This window comes from Streptomyces sp. NPDC058697 (assembly GCF_042715345.1).
GTDB lineage: Bacteria > Actinomycetota > Actinomycetes > Streptomycetales > Streptomycetaceae > Streptomyces > Streptomyces liliifuscus.
Map to the genome: position 1 here is coordinate 63,732 of NZ_JBHXSU010000013.1, position 16,919 is coordinate 80,650.

17 protein-coding genes and 1 tRNA gene are annotated in these 16,919 nt (G+C 69.4%); 9 read left to right on the forward strand and 9 right to left on the reverse strand.

Annotated features, from left to right (window positions below):
* The first annotated feature begins 37 nt into the window (after positions 1 to 37).
* The 3 genes from ACFWXQ_RS27920 (at position 38) to ACFWXQ_RS27930 (ending at position 4,508) form a co-directional block, all read left to right on the forward strand.
* Positions 38 to 1,678, forward strand: coding sequence for an alkaline phosphatase D family protein (locus tag ACFWXQ_RS27920; protein ID WP_383936308.1), 1,641 nt, complete (start codon positions 38 to 40; stop codon positions 1,676 to 1,678).
* Positions 1,679 to 2,082: 404 nt separating this feature from the next.
* On the forward strand, positions 2,083 to 3,936 hold the full coding sequence (locus tag ACFWXQ_RS27925; protein WP_383936409.1) for an FAD/NAD(P)-binding protein: 1,854 nt from the start codon (positions 2,083 to 2,085) through the stop codon (positions 3,934 to 3,936).
* Between the two features lie 89 nt (positions 3,937 to 4,025).
* Positions 4,026 to 4,508 carry a DoxX family protein gene (locus ACFWXQ_RS27930; RefSeq protein WP_383936306.1) on the forward strand — a complete coding sequence of 161 codons (483 nt, stop codon included), beginning with the start codon at positions 4,026 to 4,028 and terminating at the stop codon, positions 4,506 to 4,508.
* A gap of 136 nt (positions 4,509 to 4,644) precedes the next feature.
* Here the strand turns inward: ACFWXQ_RS27930 and ACFWXQ_RS27935 are convergent, their stop codons facing one another.
* Positions 4,645 to 5,271, reverse strand: a complete 627-nt coding sequence (locus ACFWXQ_RS27935; protein ID WP_383936304.1) for a superoxide dismutase family protein — start codon at positions 5,269 to 5,271, stop codon at positions 4,645 to 4,647.
* A gap of 249 nt (positions 5,272 to 5,520) precedes the next feature.
* On the opposite strand from ACFWXQ_RS27935, the gene ACFWXQ_RS27940 reads away from it, so the two are divergent.
* Positions 5,521 to 6,237, forward strand: a complete 717-nt coding sequence (locus ACFWXQ_RS27940) for a DedA family protein (protein ID WP_383936302.1) — start codon at positions 5,521 to 5,523, stop codon at positions 6,235 to 6,237.
* Between the two features lie 115 nt (positions 6,238 to 6,352).
* On the opposite strand, the gene ACFWXQ_RS27945 is transcribed toward ACFWXQ_RS27940, so the two are convergent.
* Positions 6,353 to 6,607: a DUF2277 domain-containing protein gene (locus tag ACFWXQ_RS27945; RefSeq protein ID WP_383936300.1), complete on the reverse strand. Its 255-nt coding sequence runs from the start codon at positions 6,605 to 6,607 to the stop codon at positions 6,353 to 6,355.
* A 107-nt stretch (positions 6,608 to 6,714) separates the two neighbouring features.
* Entirely contained in the window at positions 6,715 to 7,227 is a 513-nt protein-coding gene (locus ACFWXQ_RS27950) for a GNAT family N-acetyltransferase (protein WP_383936298.1), read from the reverse strand.
* A gap of 145 nt (positions 7,228 to 7,372) precedes the next feature.
* On the opposite strand from ACFWXQ_RS27950, the gene ACFWXQ_RS27955 reads away from it, so the two are divergent.
* Positions 7,373 to 7,726, forward strand: a complete 354-nt coding sequence (locus tag ACFWXQ_RS27955; RefSeq protein WP_383936296.1) for a hypothetical protein — start codon at positions 7,373 to 7,375, stop codon at positions 7,724 to 7,726.
* A gap of 72 nt (positions 7,727 to 7,798) precedes the next feature.
* Here ACFWXQ_RS27955 and ACFWXQ_RS27960 read toward each other — a convergent pair whose 3' ends face one another.
* On the reverse strand, positions 7,799 to 9,190 hold the full coding sequence (locus ACFWXQ_RS27960; protein WP_383936295.1) for a Tat pathway signal sequence domain protein: 1,392 nt from the start codon (positions 9,188 to 9,190) through the stop codon (positions 7,799 to 7,801).
* A gap of 284 nt (positions 9,191 to 9,474) precedes the next feature.
* Between ACFWXQ_RS27960 and ACFWXQ_RS27965 the strand changes: the two genes are divergently transcribed.
* Positions 9,475 to 9,972 carry a hypothetical protein gene (locus tag ACFWXQ_RS27965; RefSeq protein ID WP_383936293.1) on the forward strand — a complete coding sequence of 166 codons (498 nt, stop codon included), beginning with the start codon at positions 9,475 to 9,477 and terminating at the stop codon, positions 9,970 to 9,972.
* Between the two features lie 180 nt (positions 9,973 to 10,152).
* On the opposite strand, the gene ACFWXQ_RS27970 is transcribed toward ACFWXQ_RS27965, so the two are convergent.
* Complete coding sequence (locus tag ACFWXQ_RS27970) at positions 10,153 to 11,016, reverse strand: helix-turn-helix domain-containing protein (RefSeq protein ID WP_383936291.1); 864 nt, start codon at positions 11,014 to 11,016, stop codon at positions 10,153 to 10,155.
* A 56-nt stretch (positions 11,017 to 11,072) separates the two neighbouring features.
* Between ACFWXQ_RS27970 and ACFWXQ_RS27975 the strand changes: the two genes are divergently transcribed.
* Positions 11,073 to 11,468: a DUF6188 family protein gene (locus tag ACFWXQ_RS27975; protein WP_383936289.1), complete on the forward strand. Its 396-nt coding sequence runs from the start codon at positions 11,073 to 11,075 to the stop codon at positions 11,466 to 11,468.
* A 195-nt stretch (positions 11,469 to 11,663) separates the two neighbouring features.
* On the opposite strand, the gene ACFWXQ_RS27980 is transcribed toward ACFWXQ_RS27975, so the two are convergent.
* The 4 genes from ACFWXQ_RS27980 to ACFWXQ_RS27995 form a co-directional block, all read right to left on the reverse strand.
* The gene (locus ACFWXQ_RS27980; protein ID WP_383936287.1) at positions 11,664 to 11,990 is read right to left on the reverse strand and encodes a hypothetical protein; all 327 of its coding nucleotides are present in this window, start codon (positions 11,988 to 11,990) and stop codon (positions 11,664 to 11,666) included.
* Between the two features lie 268 nt (positions 11,991 to 12,258).
* Positions 12,259 to 12,726, reverse strand: a complete 468-nt coding sequence (locus ACFWXQ_RS27985; protein WP_383936285.1) for a hypothetical protein — start codon at positions 12,724 to 12,726, stop codon at positions 12,259 to 12,261.
* A gap of 326 nt (positions 12,727 to 13,052) precedes the next feature.
* Positions 13,053 to 13,460 (reverse strand): NUDIX domain-containing protein, encoded by a 408-nt coding sequence (locus ACFWXQ_RS27990; protein WP_383936283.1) that lies wholly within the window; start codon positions 13,458 to 13,460, stop codon positions 13,053 to 13,055.
* Between the two features lie 524 nt (positions 13,461 to 13,984).
* Positions 13,985 to 14,059, reverse strand: a tRNA-Val gene (locus ACFWXQ_RS27995).
* 339 nt (positions 14,060 to 14,398) lie between these two features.
* On the opposite strand from ACFWXQ_RS27995, the gene ACFWXQ_RS28000 reads away from it, so the two are divergent.
* Positions 14,399 to 15,124 carry a DUF4097 family beta strand repeat-containing protein gene (locus ACFWXQ_RS28000; protein WP_383936281.1) on the forward strand — a complete coding sequence of 242 codons (726 nt, stop codon included), beginning with the start codon at positions 14,399 to 14,401 and terminating at the stop codon, positions 15,122 to 15,124.
* Between the two features lie 74 nt (positions 15,125 to 15,198).
* Entirely contained in the window at positions 15,199 to 16,635 is a 1,437-nt protein-coding gene (locus tag ACFWXQ_RS28005; protein WP_383936279.1) for a hypothetical protein, read from the forward strand.
* Positions 16,636 to 16,919: the final 284 nt, after the last annotated feature.

Here is a 16,919-nt window from a genome sequence, read left to right on the forward strand (position 1 = left end):
TTCCGTACCGTACGGGGCGACGGAGGAGAGTGATCGCGTGGCGGGACTGCGCCTGGGTCCACTGCTGAGGTACGTCGACGGCTCGGCCGCGACCATCTGGGTCGAGGCGAGCCGCCCGTGCACCGCCGAGGTGCGCTGCCCGGACGGGGCGGGCGGCAAGACCCGTACGTTCCAGATCGCGGGCCATCACTACGCCCTGATCCCGGTCACCGGACTGACCCCGGGCACGACATCCACGTACGAGGTGCTGCTCGATGGGGCACAGGTCTGGCCGCTCCCCGACTCCCGCTTCCCGCCCTCGGTCATCCACACCCCGGTGGACGACCACGAGACCGTACGGGTCTCCTTCGGCTCCTGCCGCTGGGCCGCCCCGGCCGCGGGCGAGGAGGACCCGGGAGGCCCGGACGCCCTGGACACCCTCGCGGCCCGTATCGCCGCGGACCCGGAGAGCGAACGCCCGGACGTCCTGCTGCTGCTGGGCGACCAGGTGTACGCGGACGAGGTCTCCAAGGCCACCCGCCGCTGGCTGGAGGCCCGCCGCGGGCTGAACGAACCGCCGGGCGCCGAGGTCGCGGACTACGAGGAGTACACGCACCTCTACTACGAATCGTGGCTCGACCCCGAGATCCGCTGGCTGCTCTCCACCGTGCCCAGCTGCATGATCTTCGACGACCACGACGTCATCGACGACTGGAACACCAGCGAGGCCTGGGTCGCCGACATGCGGGCCACGCCCTGGTGGCGCGAGCGGATCCTGAGCGGCCTGATGTCGTACTGGGTCCACCAGCACCTCGGCAACCTCCCGCCCGAGACCCTCGCCGAGGACCCCCTGTACGAAGCGGTCCGCGCCACCCCCGACGGCACGGACGCCCTGCGCACCTTCGCCGCCCGGGCCGACACGGACCCGGCCTCGGTCCGCTGGAGCTACCGCCGCGACTTCGGCCGTACCCGGCTCCTGATGGTCGACTCCCGCGCGGCCCGCGTCCTCGACGAGAAGAACCGCTCGATGCTCGACCCGGCCCAGGAGGCATGGCTGCGCGAGCAGGTGCTGGAGGAGCCGGGCTCGTACGACCATCTCCTCATCGGCACCTCCCTGCCCTGGCTGCTCCCCAACCTCGTGCACGACGCGGAGGGCTGGAACGCCGCGCTGTGCCGGGGCGAGCGGGGCGAGCGCTGGGCCCGGTTCGGGGAGAACCTGCGGCGGGCGGCGGACCTGGAGCACTGGGCGGCGTTCCCGACGTCGTTCGACGCGCTGGCGGAGCTGATCGCCGAGGCCGGCTCGGGACCGCAGGCCCCGGCGACGGTGTGCGTGCTGTCCGGGGACGTGCACCACGCGTACATCGCCGAGCCGGTCTGGCGGGAGGGCCCGGGACCCGACGCCCGGGTGCTCCAGCTGACCTGCTCCCCCGTCCACAACTCCATCCCGCTCTCGATAAGGATCGGCTTCCGTTTCGGCTGGAGCGGCGTCGGCCGCGCGATCGGCCGCCGCTTCGCCCGGCACGGCAGACTCGGGCGTCCACCCGTCGACTGGCGGAAAACGGGCGGTCCCTGGTTCGGCAACCAGCTCATGACACTGACCCTGCGCGGCCGTTCGGCCCGTCTGCGGCTCGACCAGGCGCGCCAGGAACGGGGCGGCGCGGCCCGGCTGCGAACGATCGTCGAATCCGAACTCAGCTAGCACACGGACACATTGCATACGTTTATTGCACACGATGCCCTCGTTGCCCTCGTTGCCCCAGTGCTGCCGCGTTGCCCGTGATGCACACGCTTGTTGCCCGTGGTGCTCGTGACGCATCCCACAACCGGCCCGGTTGATCCGTTCCAGGGCTCGGCTCCCGTGGCACGCGACGGCATGATGATGCGGACCGTCCGCTTCCGGCGGACGGTGTGCTCTGCCCCGCGCCCCAGCGCCCCACCTGTCCGGGAGTCACACTTTTGTCTGCAGCGACCGCGGAGCCGACGGACGCGGCACGGACCACGGAACCGACGGAGACCACGGCACCGACGGAGACCGCGAACTCCGGGAGAGGTCGGGCCGCGTCCGTCGCGCTCGTCGGCGCGGGCCCCCGCGGTACCAGCGTCCTGGAACGCCTCTGCGCCTCCGCGCCCGAGCTCCTCGCTCCCGGCACCCGTCTGACGGTCCATGTCGTCGATCCGTCACCGCCGGGCCCCGGCCGGGTCTGGCGCACCGCCCAGCCGGCCGAGCTGCTGATGAACACCGTCGCCTCGCAGGTCACCCTCTTCACCGACGACAGCGTGGACTGCTCGGGCCCGATACGCCCCGGCCCGAGCCTGCACACCTGGGCCGACGGCGAGCTGGGCCCGGACGACTATCCGACGCGCGCCCAGTACGGGCAGTACCTGGAGTGGGTCTTCGGCGAGGTGGTCCGCGGGGCACCGCCCGCGCTGCGGGTCCTGACGCACCGGGCGCGCGCGACCCGCCTCGACGAGACGGCCGACGGCCACCAGATCCTCGTACTCGACAACGGCCGCACCATCCCGGACCTGTCCGCCGTGGTCCTGGCCCAGGGCCATCTGCCGGCCGTGGCCGACCGGGCACAGCAGCGCCTGGCCGCGTACGCCGACCAGCACGGCCTGCGTCATGTCCCGCCCGCCAACCCGGCGGACCTCGACCTCTCCTCCGTCGCTCCCGGCGAGACCGTCCTTCTGCGCGGTCTCGGCCTCAACTTCTTCGACCACATGGCGCTGTTGACGACGGCCCGCGGCGGCCGCTTCGAGCGCACCCCGGCCGGCCTGCGCTACCTCCCCTCGGGCCGGGAGCCGCACCTGCGGGCCGGCTCCCGCCGCGGTATCCCGTACCAGGCGCGCGGCGACAACGCGAAGGGCCCGTACGGGCGTCACGTGCCGCTCGTCCTCACCCCGGAGGTCATCTCCCGCTTCCGCAAGCGCGCGGACTCGGGCGACGCGCCGGACTTCCTCACGGAGATATGGCCGTTGGTGGCGAAGGAGGTCGAAACCGTCTATTACGAGGGGCTGTTGGGACCTCGCACCACCCCGATATGCGGCTTCCGTGAGCGCTTCCTCGCCGTCCCCCATCGTGATCCCCAAGAGGCGCCGGTCCTGGCCGAGTTCGGGATCGCGGAGGCCGACCGCTGGTCCTGGGACCGGATTTCACGGCCGTACGGCGGCCGGGTCTTCGCCGGTCCCGGCGACTTCCGGGAGTGGCTCCTCGGCCATCTCCGCGAGGACGCCGCGCAGGCCGCGCTCGGCAACGTCGACGGTCCCCTCAAGGCGGCTCTCGACGTACTGCGCGACCTGCGCAACGAGTTGCGGCAGATCGTCGACCACGGAGGGCTCGGGGGAGCCTCGCGCCGGGAGCACCTGGACCGCTGGTACACCCCGCTCAACGCGTTCCTCTCGATCGGCCCGCCCCGGCGCCGTATCGAGGAGATGACCGCGCTGATCGAGGCGGGCGTCCTGGAGGTGCTGGGCCCGCGGCTGGAGGTGCGGGCCGAGGGCGGGGCCTGGGTGGCGCACTCCCCCGACGTACCCGGCTCGACCGTGACGGCGACGACGCTCGTCGAGGCACGGCTGCCCGAGCCGGACCTCAGGCGGACGGCCGACGAACTCCTCGCCCGGCTCCTGAAGACGGGCCAGTGCCGCCCGCACACGGTGGACGGTTACGAAACCGGAGGGCTGGACGTAACACAGCGCCCCTACTGTCTGATCGACCGTCAGGGACGCGTGCACGCAAGGCGGTTCGCGATCGGAGTGCCTACGGAAGGTGTGCACTGGGTGACCGCCGCCGGGGTCAGGCCCGGTGTGGACTCGGTCACGCTGTCGGACGCCGACGCGGTGGCGCGGGCGGTTCTGCGGACGGCCGCGGACCAAGCGGGACAAGGCCACGAGGGGGATCCGGAACCCACAGCACACGCACAAGCATGGCCAAAAGTTGAACTTGCAAGCATCGATTAGGCAGACCTAACGTGGAGCACTCACTCGGTTCCGTCCCCCACACCGGCCCCTTTCCGGGACCGGATTCAGACCGAAGGAGTTCTCTCCACATGACCGGACGCCTCAACAGCGCCCAGCCGTACGCCATCGGCCTGTTCCGCATGGTCATCGGCCTGCTCTTCACCTGCCACGGCGCCGTCTCGCTCCTCGGCGTACTCGGCGGACTGGACGGCAAGGGCTCCACCGTCGAGACCGGCGCCTGGCCCAACTGGTACGCGGCCGTCATCGAACTCGTCGGCGGCAGCCTGGTCCTGCTCGGCCTCGGCACCCGCGTCGCGGCGTTCATCGCTTCGGGCGCGATGGCCTACGCGTACTTCAAGGTCCACCAGCCCGAGCACCTCTGGCCGATCAGGAACAACGGCGAGGGCGCGGCCATGTACTCCTGGTCGATGCTCCTGCTGGTCTTCACCGGCTCGGGCGCGTTCGGCCTGGACCGGTTGTTCAAGGGCCGCTCGTCCTCGTCCTCGTCGTCATCCTCACCCTCGTCCTCATCCTCGGACGGGAAGCACTCGTCGAAGCCCGTCACGGCCTGACGGTCGCCGCCCGCCCCCCCTTTGTGGCTCCGGGGGCGGGCGCGCCCTTCAGGGGCGCGGGGAACTGCGCGACAAGCCACAACGCACCCGCAGACACAGACACAGACACAGACGAACACCCGGCGGAGCAGACGGCTCACGCCCAGCCGAACGGCACCGTGAAGCATGCCAACCGCACGCCCGCACCACCCTGTTCACCGTGCAGCACGACGGACCCGGCCTCGCCGAACCGGAAGTTCCAGTCGTGCCGCGCACTCGCCCCACCCGCCCCACGCGAGTCGGCCGTGAAGTCGAGCCAGACCTCGTTGTCGGGGTTCACGGCGGCGGGGTCCGTGGACGGCCGGTGCTGGTAGTGCCCACCCGCGGCGGCCGGATCGGCGCCGCACGGCTTCCGGTGCACATGCACGCCGTACTCGTGGCCCGCCTTCAGCCCGGTCACCCGCAGCTTCACCGTCGTGGCACCACGCTCCGCACTGCGCTGGCCCACCTCGATCCACGATCCGGCGGGCACGAGCCTCATGTCGTACGTGACGGCCGCCGACGGAACGAAGGCGCCGGGCGGGGCGAAACGGGCGTCCGTCCGCATCGAGTAGCCGTGCTTGCCGCCGGTACCGCCGCCCGGCTCGACCGTGCCGCCGTCGCCGCCGGTCGCGCCGTGGGCACCGCCCGCGCCGGTCGCGAGCGCGGCGGACGCCAGCACGAGACCAACTGCTCCCGCTCTTCCCGTCCGACCTGTTCGTACTGCCGCTAGTCCTGACACCATCGCCGGTTCCGCTCCTCACACCGTTGGTCGCCCCTTTCCGTTGGTACGGGACGCGGCGCGGGCCCGCCCGCCGGGGAGCGGCAGCCGGGTGAACATGATGTGGCGAACGCACGTGCCCCCTGTGGATCTCCTGTCGGACCCGAGGCGTACGCTGTATGGCTGTCACAGGCCGCTCCTGCCGCTCCCCCGCGACATCGCGGCGTTTCACGGCACGGTTCGGGCCTACGGGGGAGACACAGGGGAGTTCGGGTGCTTGAGAGTGTGGGGTCGCTGTCCGGCAGCCCATGGATCTACAGCCAATGGATCTATGCCGTGGTGGCTCTGTCGGTCCTTTTCGACGTCTTTCTACCGGTACTGCCGAGCGGCGTCCTCGTCATCACGGCGGCGACGGCGGCCGCGGCAGGTACGGGCGCGGCGGCGGTGCACGTGCCGGACATCCCGACCGCGCACGTGCCGGACCTCCTCGCGCTGACCCTCTGCGCCGCGACCGCCTCGGTCCTCGGCGACCTGGTGGCGTACCGGCTGGCCTGGCGCGGCGGGGAGCGCCTGGACCGTGCCATCGCCCGCTCCCGCCGCCTGAGAGGTGCGCAGGAACGTCTCGGCGCGGCGCTCGCACGGGGTGGCGGCGCCCTGGTCGTCCTGGCCCGCTTCGCGCCCGCCGGCCGCTCGGTCGTCTCGCTCGGCGCGGGCGCCGCGCACCGCCGCGTCCGCGAATTCCTGCCGTGGTCGATCCTGGCGGGGCTCGCCTGGGCCGCGTACAGCGTCGCCCTCGGCTACTTCGGCGGCCAGTGGCTGGGCGCGACGTGGCTCGCCACCGGTGTCTCGCTGGTGGCGCTGTTCGGGGCGGGGGCGGGGGCGGCGTTCCTGATGCGAAGGCCGTCGCCGGCAGCTGTGGCTGCACCCGTACCGGTGTCGGTACCGGCGCAGGTTCAGGTGCAGGTGCCCGAAGCGGGCCCGGGCGCCTGAGGCGTATGCGGCCGGGGCGGGCACGCCCGCGGGTGGGCACACCACTGACTGACCGCACCAGTGGCTACGTACGCCAGTGGCTGCGCGCCTCGTTCGGCAGGCGCAGGTCAGCAGGTCAGCCTGCCTGGCGGCTGTCGGCGTGGCGGCTGCCGGTGGCCCTCTGCCCTCGTATCTCCAGCCCGTCCAGCAGCTCGGCGGTCGCCTCGGCGATCGCGTCGACCGCGCGGTCGAAGACCTCGCGGTTGTGCGCGGCCGGGGCACGGAAGCCGGAGACCTTGCGGACGTACTGGAGCGCGGCGGCGCGGATGTCGTCCTCAGTGGCCTCTTCGGGCAGGACGGGCGGTCGGAGAGTCTTGATGCTGCGGCACATACGTCCAGTCTCGCGCGCGGCACTGACATCGCGCCCGGGAACGGCGACGCCTCCATGGATCACGAAGGAAACGACCATGGACATCGCCCCCGGCTCCGAGCTCCACGTCAGCCTTCGCCGAGATCCACCCGCCAGTCGTTCGACGTGATCCAGTGGCCCTTCGGGTACTCGAACTCGGCCGTACCGAGCAGTTCGAATCCGGCGCTGCGGCAGACCGCGTTCGACGCGGGGTGATCGACGCTCGGAAACGCGTGAAGGTACCGGTGCTCTCCGGCGGCCCTCGCCTCTTCGACGACCGCGCGGGCAGCCGCCGCGGCGAACCCGTGTCCCTGGAACTCGGGCAGGACCCCCCACCCGGTCTCCCACACCTTCGCGCCCCGCCACTCCCGCTCCCAGAAGCCGATCGAGCCCACGGTGTCGCCGGTGCCGGCCGACGTGACCCGGTACATGCACCCCGGCCCCAGACCGACGTAACGCCGGTGCCGGTCGATGAGCTTCTCCTCGGTCTCCGGACCGCCCAAGTGCTCCGTCATCTCGGGGCTGTTGGACCTCTGGAGAAGCCAGAAGTCGCCGTCGGCCCACGCGTGCAGTCTCACCTGCGATGTCTCTGCGCTGTCCATGGCGGCCACCCTAGAACGGGGGTCCGACAACGCCAGGAGCCCGACAGAGCGCCGTGGCCGTGAGGGCGGCCACCACCGCGACACATTCGCGTGAAGTCCCCCAAGGAACTCGCATCCCAAAATCGAACAGGCGTAGCATTGTCGCGTGGCTACGACCTATGACTTCCCGAGTGACCTCCTGGCCGGCCAGGAGGAGCTGCATCAGGTCCGGGCCGAGCTTCTGGCCCTCCTGAAGCGGCTCCCCTGGTCGGTCGAGCCCCTGGACGGCTTCAGCGACGACCACGGCTGGCGCAAGGTGGAGCGCCCCGCCTCCCCCGGCTGGACGGCCGACGAACAGGCCGAGGTGGAGAAACTCCGCGAGCGCGAACGCGAACTCACGGTCTTCGTGACCTGCCACCGCTTCTGGGCGGAGGTCGCGGCCGCGGAGAAGGTGGACGCCCGGATGACGCTCAAGCACGTACGGGAGGCAGAGGCGGAGGACCGCTCCGCCGCCCCCTGAGACTTCGCGACGACCGGCGACCGACCCTCCACTCAGGCCCTCGGCCCAGGCCCTCCGCTCAAGCCCTCCAGCTCAGGCCTTCAGCGGATTGGTGCGCGTAGCCGCCAGCAGGTACCACGCGGTGGCCCCCACGTGCCGGTACGGGTAGTAGCCGAAGCCGAACCCGGTGTCGAGGGGGCTGCTAGCCGAGACGACACCGGAACGTTCAGGAAGGGCACGACCCCCGACGGTCTGCCCGGCACCGAGCAGATCCTGAGCCCGTTCAATACTGGCGACCAGCCGCCGGGCACGCGCCTCATCTCCGGCCCTGCTCCGATCCCGCAGAGCGAGCGCAAGATGAGCGGTCCCCTCGAACCACACCCCACTGCGGTCGGGCTTGGGCTGGAACTCGGCGATCGGGGCGTCCTCGTTCGCCACCAGACTGGCGGAGCTGAACGTGACGCCTTCGTACGTCTGCCCCGTCGGCACCGTACTGTTCCGCCGCCCGGCGTGATCGACGACGGCCAGCTCGACCGCAGCCCAGTCGAGGGACCGTGAGTACGAGCGGGAGTACGAATGGGACTCCGGCCGGGAGCCGAGGGCGAGATGGGTCCAGGTCTGGGTGTCCTCGGGGATCGGGGACTTGTTGACCGTCACCCCGTCGTTGGTGCCGGTGTAGAAGAAGCCCCCGTCCGGCTCCCACATCTTCTCGACGAAGGCCTCGGCCCGCGCACGCGGCTCCCGCCACACCCGGTCTCCGGTGAGCAGGGCGAGCCGACCGAACAGACAGACCAGATCGGTGTTGTGCTCGGTGGAGGTGAAGGGCAGCTTCTCGTTGGCCCCGTTGACCCCGAACTTGTAGCCCCCGAGGGGTTCGTCGGTGCGCCCGTTCCGCTCGATCCACGCACCGATCCGCACAGCACCCTCAAGAAAACGACGGGCCCCGGTCCGCCGAGCAAGGGCACTGAGCGCGATCCCGGCCCAGGCCATGTCACCCACGGCCGTCCCCGTGAACCCGAACTGCGTACCCACGTTGGCGGTACCGTCGGCCCGCACGAACCCGTCCGGCTGCAGCGACCCGTCGAAGAAGGTGTACGGCCCGACGTTGTAGGCCTGCCGCAACCTGCCGTCGTCGTACCCCGGATCATGCGCCTGGGCGTAGAGCAACGCATCACCAAGCACCACGGCCCTGCCCAGCCCACCGGCGGTACGACCCGCCAACTGCGCCAAAACCGCCAAGGCATTGTCATACGTGAACGCCGTACTGAAGAGCCCCGCCTGATCGCTGTAACTCTGCGCCAGCCGAACACGCCCATGCTCCGGATAGCCATCCATGGCAGCACCCAAAAACCCAAGCCCACGCCGCCGACCGGACCCCCCGGAGGCATGCGCCACCCCGGAACCAACCGCGACGACCCCCGCGACCCCGAGCCCACCACCGATGAGCGCACGACGACTGAACCCCGAACCTTGCCTGCCGACCATGACTCTCCCTGGGAAACGTACGGGCGAAACTGCGGGCAAACGCACGAGGAGCACTCACCCTGAGAGCGCTCTCAAGAGTGCGCGCTCATTGTGCTGACACACGGGGCCTGGGTCAACGCCCTGGTCACACAGACCTGTTGAGACCCGGCCGACCCAGGACAAGGCACACAACTCACCTGCACCGGACGCCGTTGACCACACCGAACGCGACGGGCGATGCTCCATGACGCATGCCGCATGACGCCCCGCAGCACCGAGGGATTCCCGACCGAGACTGGAAGAGAATGCTGTCGATCACCATTTCGACCATCGCAGTCACCCTTAGCCTCGTCTCGCTCTTCATCAGCAGACGCAAGGATCAACGAGACGTCTTCCTGAAACTCCACGAGCTCCTGATCAGTCCTGATCTGCAGAACGGCAGACGAGTCCTGTTCGAACTGCACGCGCGAGCCGGCCGAATCGAGGATCTGACCGAGCCCGACTATGCCAGCGCAAATCGGGCGTTGGCCGCGCTGGATGCCGCGGGCCTGTATTGCCACAAGAAATATGTGAGCGAAAAGGAAATACTCGACCTCTGGGCGCCCTCCCTGACCAGAATGAAGTACGCCGCCGGATCATTCCTCCAACACCGGGACGCCTTCTGGCCGGGCATCCCCACATGGCCGTACTACCGACGCCTGGCCGACAACGCGGAGCACCACCTCAGATCCCAGGGCATAGACATCGAGCAGTTCGTCGCCCCGATACCCGCCCGCCCGCCGAGCCCCTCGGACCCCGCGTAGCTCCCTGACGTGGGCATCCCGCTCCCGATCCACCGAAAAACGCACAAGGCCCAGGTCCCCGGATTCGCACCGGCCGATCTGGGCCTCGTTCATGTCCAGGAACTGGTGATCGCGGACGATTTCGAACCGCCGACATCCGCCTTGCGAGGGGCAGCCCTTTCGTCACGCACACAGTCCAGTTCACACAATGAAATCGCGCGGATTCAACGTCCGCCGAGCGCGACTGATGACGTTGTGCGCCTCGGCCCCGTACACCGCGGACTCCCGCAGAGTGCGCCAGACCTTCAGGTAGGTCGCAACGGAGTCGGCGTCGTCCAGCCACAGCTCGGCGTGCCAGTCCTCGGCGATGACGAGCCTGTCGTCCAGTATCCAGAAGCCGTTCGCCGTGGGGATCTTGAGGGATGCGCCGAGCGGGATGATCCCCAGCTCCACGGTGTCCATGCCGATCGTGCCCGCGAGGCGGTCGAGCTGGCCGGCCAGGACGGCCGGGGGACAGATCAGGGCATGGAGGGCTGCTTCCCAGATCAAGGCGTGGAACTTGTGGCCGCCTGTGTAGAGCCACGTCTGTCGCTTCAGCCGCGCTCGCACCGCAGCGTCGGTGTCCCGCACCGAACCCTGAAGGTCTGCGTATCGCAGGAACATGTGGCGCGCGTAGTCGGCCGTCTGGAGCAGGCCGGGGACAACTGCCTCCTCCCACGCGTAGATGACTTTCGACCGGCCGACCTCGAGGTTCCAGGTGTCCTGTACGGGCCGGTGTCCTGAGGCCAGTTGGCGGCGCCAGGAACGGATGTGGGACTCGAACCCCTTGAGCCGCGCGTCCAGTTCGTCGAAGGCATCGGGGTGGCCGACTCCGTCAGCCCAGGCACGGAGATCCTCGACGGTCGCGGTCTGACGCCCGCCCTCCAACTTGTAGATCTTCGAGTGTGGCCAGCCGAGCCGCTGTGCGAGCTGGGTACCGGTGAGCCGGCCGTCGGCGGCCATGAGGGGCACCTCCCTCAGGCGTACGCCGAGAACCTCGCGGGCCTGCTGGTAGTCTGTGCTCACCGGTGCTGTGCCAGTCAGCGGCTGGCCGAACTGGGCGCTGTCGCCCGGGAGGCGGAGTGAAGGTGCCCACGCCCCTGGTTGGGTCCGTTGTGGAGCGCACGGCGTTCGATCACCAGGTGCGGCTCAGCTTGCGGACGTCCATAGAGGGCGAGGGGCGCGGTGTGGATGCGGAGTTGATCGTGGAGACGCCGTTTCTGCTCCACGACGCAGGCGGCGAATGGCACGAACTGAAGCCGAGGACTGGCGCACATCTTGCCCCGGTGCTCGACCTCTTCGGGCAGTTGATCACAGCCGTTGACGTCCAAGGCCGCGGCACCCTGACCATCGACTTTCGCAATGGTGCTGGCTTGCGTGTCGGACCCGACCCGCAGTTTGAGTCATGGCACTTGATCGGACTCGGCATCACCCCTGTCACCGTCGGGCCCGGCGGCGAGGAACGCTGGGAAAGCTGACGCCGGCCAACCCACAAACACGGTCACGCTCCCAGCTTGGGAAGCTGCGGCTCTTTAGGGCTGGTTCGGGCGCCGACCCGGGCGAAGGCCTGCGGTGTAGCGTCGCCGGGCTTGGCTGCATTTCCCGTGGTCCACCGCTGCTCCCCGCCATATCTGGTGCGCTTGTGGTGCGTTCGTCGCCCCAAGGCGGGAGGCCTACAAATCAACACGTGTCTCGACGTCACCCCGCCGGAGAAGGACGTGTGCCGGCCGGAACGGCAGACTGCGCAGTGTCGGCTCCAGGACCTTGAACAGAGCATCGGCATCGGGTCCGTAGGCGTACACGACGGCTTCGCCTCCTCCGAACTCGTTCCCGTCGACCTCCCCGACGCCTGCCTTCTCGGTCGCTGTCTCCATCGCCTGTTCAGCTGCGTAGATCTGCTCGCGCTGGCCGACATCGCCGAAACCGTCACTGGCCAGCCGGAAGTGCGCGATGACGGCATGCTCCTCATCCCCGCCGTCAGGGGCAATGGGTGTCTCCATGCCGCACACACTGTCATCGGGGTCTGACAATCCCACCGCCGCGCTCGACTCGGATCCGCCCCACCAACACGATTTCCAACCGTGGTGGTGGTGCTTGGACTTTCGAACGGGGCCGTTCACCTGCGTTCATGTGCGTGCAACTGCGAGAGCGGGTACAGGTTTCGGTCTTGTCTGAATACCCGTGAACAGCGATGAATGAGACTGGACCTGAGACGGACGCCATGCGGGTGGTCAGCTGCACTCTGCTGTCTCACGATTGAGAACTGGGTCAGCGCACGTGCGTGGCAGCGTGAAGAACGAAGTGCTCGACAGCTACGCCGGTGAGATCATGTCTACGCTTGCGGTCAGTCACATCATCAGCCGAACCCATGTCCCTTGCCTCGATGACTGCCGTGTCCGCCAGCCGCACGAGCTCCTGGTCATCAGTTAGAAGTTGAATACGCCAGCGAATCTGTCGAGTGACGCAACGCAGGCGGTGCGATTCGAGTGTCGCGGCTGTCGACTCGGGGCTCCCTGGATCGAGTTGCATGAGCTCCCACCGCCGGTATTGGCTACTTCGATAGTCCGTCACAGCCTCCGCGAAGGCGCTGTAGGTGGCCAGCCGCTCTTCGCGTAGGCGATCTGCCCGGGAGCTGCGCGTCGCGGACTCAGCTGCGCGGTGCTGGAACGCGTAGGTGGTCACTGCGCCGAGTAGCGTGCCGAACACAGCGACAAGGCTTGCGTAGACAGCCTGCATGTGCAGAGCAAAGCATCTCGCCCAGAGACGCGCACTACCGCCTACAGCGGCTGACCCGTAACTCATTCGCGATCGCCGAACTCGGCTCACCCACGGCAAACCGCTCGAACGCCGGCATCCGGATCTCTTCGCGGAACTGCCTACGCTCTTCGCTCAAGCCCCGCCCTGCACGCACCTCATGACACCGGCGTACCGCGACAATCAAGCCCTGTCAGCAGCTAAGACAACCGCGTTCAAGCTCAAGCTCAGCGGCCATCGACGGTTGCTGGCGGTCGGCTGCGGTCGTGGTGGTTGCTGCGCTTCGCTGCTGTGCGGCGGTTACGGGATCAGGAAAGCCGCCCGGCCTCGTGAAGTGCGTCGAAAGCCATCTCGTCGACGGCCGAGACTCGGTCCCGATCGGCGTGGCGGAACCACGCCTTCTCTGCGATCTCCCTCGACGGGGTCAACTCACCATGGTGGTCGGCGGTGTAGCAGATCATCCGGAAGGGGTCGTGATCCGGATGGCCCTCGCCGATCTCGAAAGTGCCGAAGTGCACCATGGAACCGGGGTCAATCGTTGCCTGCAGTTCCTCGTCGATCTCCCGCACCAGGGTCTCGCCGTCGGACTCGCCCGGCTCACGATGACCGCCCGGGAAGTAGAAGCGATCTCTGCCGTGACTACGCGTCACCAACACTCGGGCTTCCCGAACCAGGATCCACGCCACTTTCTCCGGCACACCGTTGCCATTCGCCATGGACCGGGACCGTATCGGAGGGCATTGTCTGCGTCAGCACCTTCCAGCCTCAGCCACGCTGCTGGCGACGACCGTATGAGGGGGCGATGCCTTGGGACGGTGCGGCTCTGAGCTGCTGGGATAGTCCGAGGATGTTCGTGGGCGTCCACCGCTGTTCGTCGCCGTTGTCACTCGATTAGACACTCATGTCGAGTCCGGCGTAGTCGTGGGTTCCTGGCCGGTCTGACATCTGTGGTGCGTGCGCGGCGCCTATCTCGGAGACCTCGTCCAGTTCAACATCCTTGAGCTGATGCGCCGCACGGCCCAATCATCCGTTGAGCCGCACTGGCCCATCAGCGCCTCGCCAACGGTCGCAACAACAAGATCGCCGGCTACGTCGACGGCCAGATCAAGAAGGTGAGGTGACCTCCACGCGGCCCATCTGGCATCCGAGTGGCACGGCAGCCGCGAACCACCGGCAACGGCTAAGGCCCAGGTCCCCGGAATCACACCGGCTGACCTGGGCCTCGTTCATGTCCTCGGACTGGTGGGCGCGGACGGTTTCGAACCGCCGACATCCGCCTTGTAAGGGCGGCGCTCTACCGCTGAGCTACGCGCCCGGGACGAGTCGACAGCCTACATTGCCCGGGGCGGTGCCTCGCAAACCCGTTACCGGGGGACGGAGGCCGGGCGCGATCCCGGCCCGGCCCCCCTCTGATGCGGGGGTTTACCCCACCCCCAACCCGGGAGTGGCCCGGATCCCCCGGTGAGCCCCGGCTCCGTACGGTCGAGGTATGTCCGGGCCGCAGCGAGGGGCCGAGGGCATTCGAATCTGGGGGAGTCCCGTCATGAGTGGTTTTCAGCGTCCTTCGAGCAAGCCGTCTTCGAGCAGTGGTGTGGGGTCTGTGGGCGGGCGGGGTGGGGGCCGTGGGTCGCGGCGGTCTCTTGTTGCCGTCGGTGTGGGTGTCGTCGCCGTCGGAGTGTTCTCCACCGGGTGTGGGGCCAGTGCCGGGGACGACAAGGATCCGGAGAAGCGGGCCTTCGCGTTCAGTGGGCGGACGCTGACCGTCGACTCCGACGACTCGGCGCTTGAGCTGGTCGCCGCGGATGTCGAGAAGGTGCAGGTCACGCGCTGGTTCGAGGGGCGGGTCGCGATCGGTGGGGACCCCAAGGTGACCTGGGCGATGAAGGACGGCACGCTCAAGCTCCGTATGCACTGCTCGGGTGTGGTCGCCGACTGCTCGGCGAAGCACCGCATCGAGGTGCCGCGTGACGTGGCGGTCGTCGTGAAGGGCGACGACGGCAGCGTGAAGGCCGGCGGTTTCAAGGACTCGCTGGACATCCACACGAATGACGGCTCCGTACGGGTCGAGGACGTGGCCGGGGCGCTCACTCTCCGTACCGACGACGGCTCGGTCGAGGCGACCCGCGTCGACTCCCGGCGGGTGGACGTGAACACGCAGGACGGGTCGGTGCGGCTCGACCTCACCGTCGTACCGGACCGGGTCTCGGCGCGCGGGGACGACGGTTCCCTGACCATCGGGCTGCCGGAGGCGACGTACCGCGTCACGACCGGGACCGACGACGGCGCAGTGGATGTGTCCGTACCCCGTGACGAGAGCAGTTCGCATGTGGTGTCCGCCCACACGAAGGACGGGAAAGTCACCGTGCGTACGGCGAACTAACCGGCCCGTGTGTTCGTCCTTACCTGGTGGGAGAATGACACGGGGCAGGACGGATGACAGCACGGGAGAGGGAAGTGACGGCGACACCTTCGCAGCCGTACACACCGTTTGTGCCATGCGCACAGCAAGTTCCTCGCCCCCGTGCCGGGTTCAGGCGCACGGGGGCGCACGGTGCTGGCCGCGTCGGCCGGGCTGGCCGTGACCTGCTGGCCCTGCTTCTTCTTCCGCTCCCGCTGCTCGCGCTCACACTGCCCGCCGCGTTCGCCGGCGGCGGCACCCGGCGATGGTTCGGCGGGCGCTCCGAGAGCCAGCGGGCCGAGGCCCAGGCGGCGAAGGACGCCGCGGCGGCAGCGTTCTACGAGCTCGACACCGCGCAGCGCGATCTGCGGATCTCGATCGAGACGATCACGGCCGTCGACGACTCCCCCGCCGCCCGCCGCGCGGTCTCCGACTTCGACGCGCTCGGCCGCCGCATCGACGAGGCCAGTCGTACGTACATCAGTGCGGTCGACGCCCATGACCTCGACCGTGACGATCTTGAGGCCTCCGTCGCCGCCCACGCGCGCACCGAGCTGACGAAGGCCAAGGACGAGCTGGCCCGGGTCAAGCAGGAGCTGGACCGCTTCGAGCAGGGGCTCGGCCCACTCCTCGGCAAGGCGGAGACACAGCTCGCCCGCCTCGCCCCGGCCGTCGAGCGCGCCCGCCAGTCCCTGCTCGCCGCGTCGAACGCACTCGATGCCGTACGGGGAACAGAGCTCAAGGCCGACGATCTCGCGGCCCGGCTCGCCGCCCTCGCCCCGGAACTGACCAAGCTGAACCAGGGTGCGGGGCAGCACGGCGTACCGGAGACGCTGGAGCGCGCCGACCGGGTCGCGCGGGACGCCGAGGCGGTCCGCGCGGAGGCCGAGCGGCTGCCGGAGCGGGCCGCCGAGATCGACCGGCGCCTCGTCTCGCTGCGGACCCGCGCGCAGGCGCTCACCACACGGTCCGGGCAGGTGGAGCCCGTGCTGAGCGAGCTGCGGCGGCGGTTCTCGGCGGCGTGCTGGCAGGACCTGCAGCATGTGCCCGACCAGTCCGCGGAGACCGTCCGGCAGGCCGAGCGGAAGCTCGCGGAGGCGCGGACCGCGCGGGACGAGCAGCGCTGGGCGGACGCCACCTCGCTGCTGTCCACGGTCCGGGCGCTGCTGAACACGACCGACGAGGCCGTGTCCGCGGCCGGGGACCGGTTGCGGCGGCTGAACGAGGTGTCGAAGGACCCGCAGCGGGAGATCGACCGTACGCGGTTCGCGATCCGGGACGCGCAGCGGCTGGCCATGTCGGGGCGCAACACCCCCGACCCCCAGCACGCGCGGCCGCTCGACGACTCGGTGGCCCGGCTGGAGCGGGCGATCGGGACGCTGGAGGGGCGGCATCCCGACTACTGGCACTTCCTGACCGAGCTGGAGGGTGTGCGGGGGACCGTGGGGCGGGTGGTTTCGCAGATTCGGGAGGAGCGTGGGGGCGGAGCGTGAGCGCTCCGCTGGGGGCGGGTGAAGTACGTGCGGGGCCGTGGGGCGGCTGATGCATGGCATGCGGGCCGTGGGTGACGTGGGTGACGTGCGGGGCCGTGGGGGTTACGCATTACATGCAGGCCGTCGCGTATGTGCGGGGCCGTGGGGGCTTGGCGCGCAGTTCCCCGCGCCCCTGAAGGGGCGCTGCTGCTTACCCGGCGCCTTCCAGACCTGCTCCAAGTGTGGCGGTTCGGGCGTCCGGGGCGGATGCTGAGGATAGGCACGGCCTCCGCTCGGACCCGAGG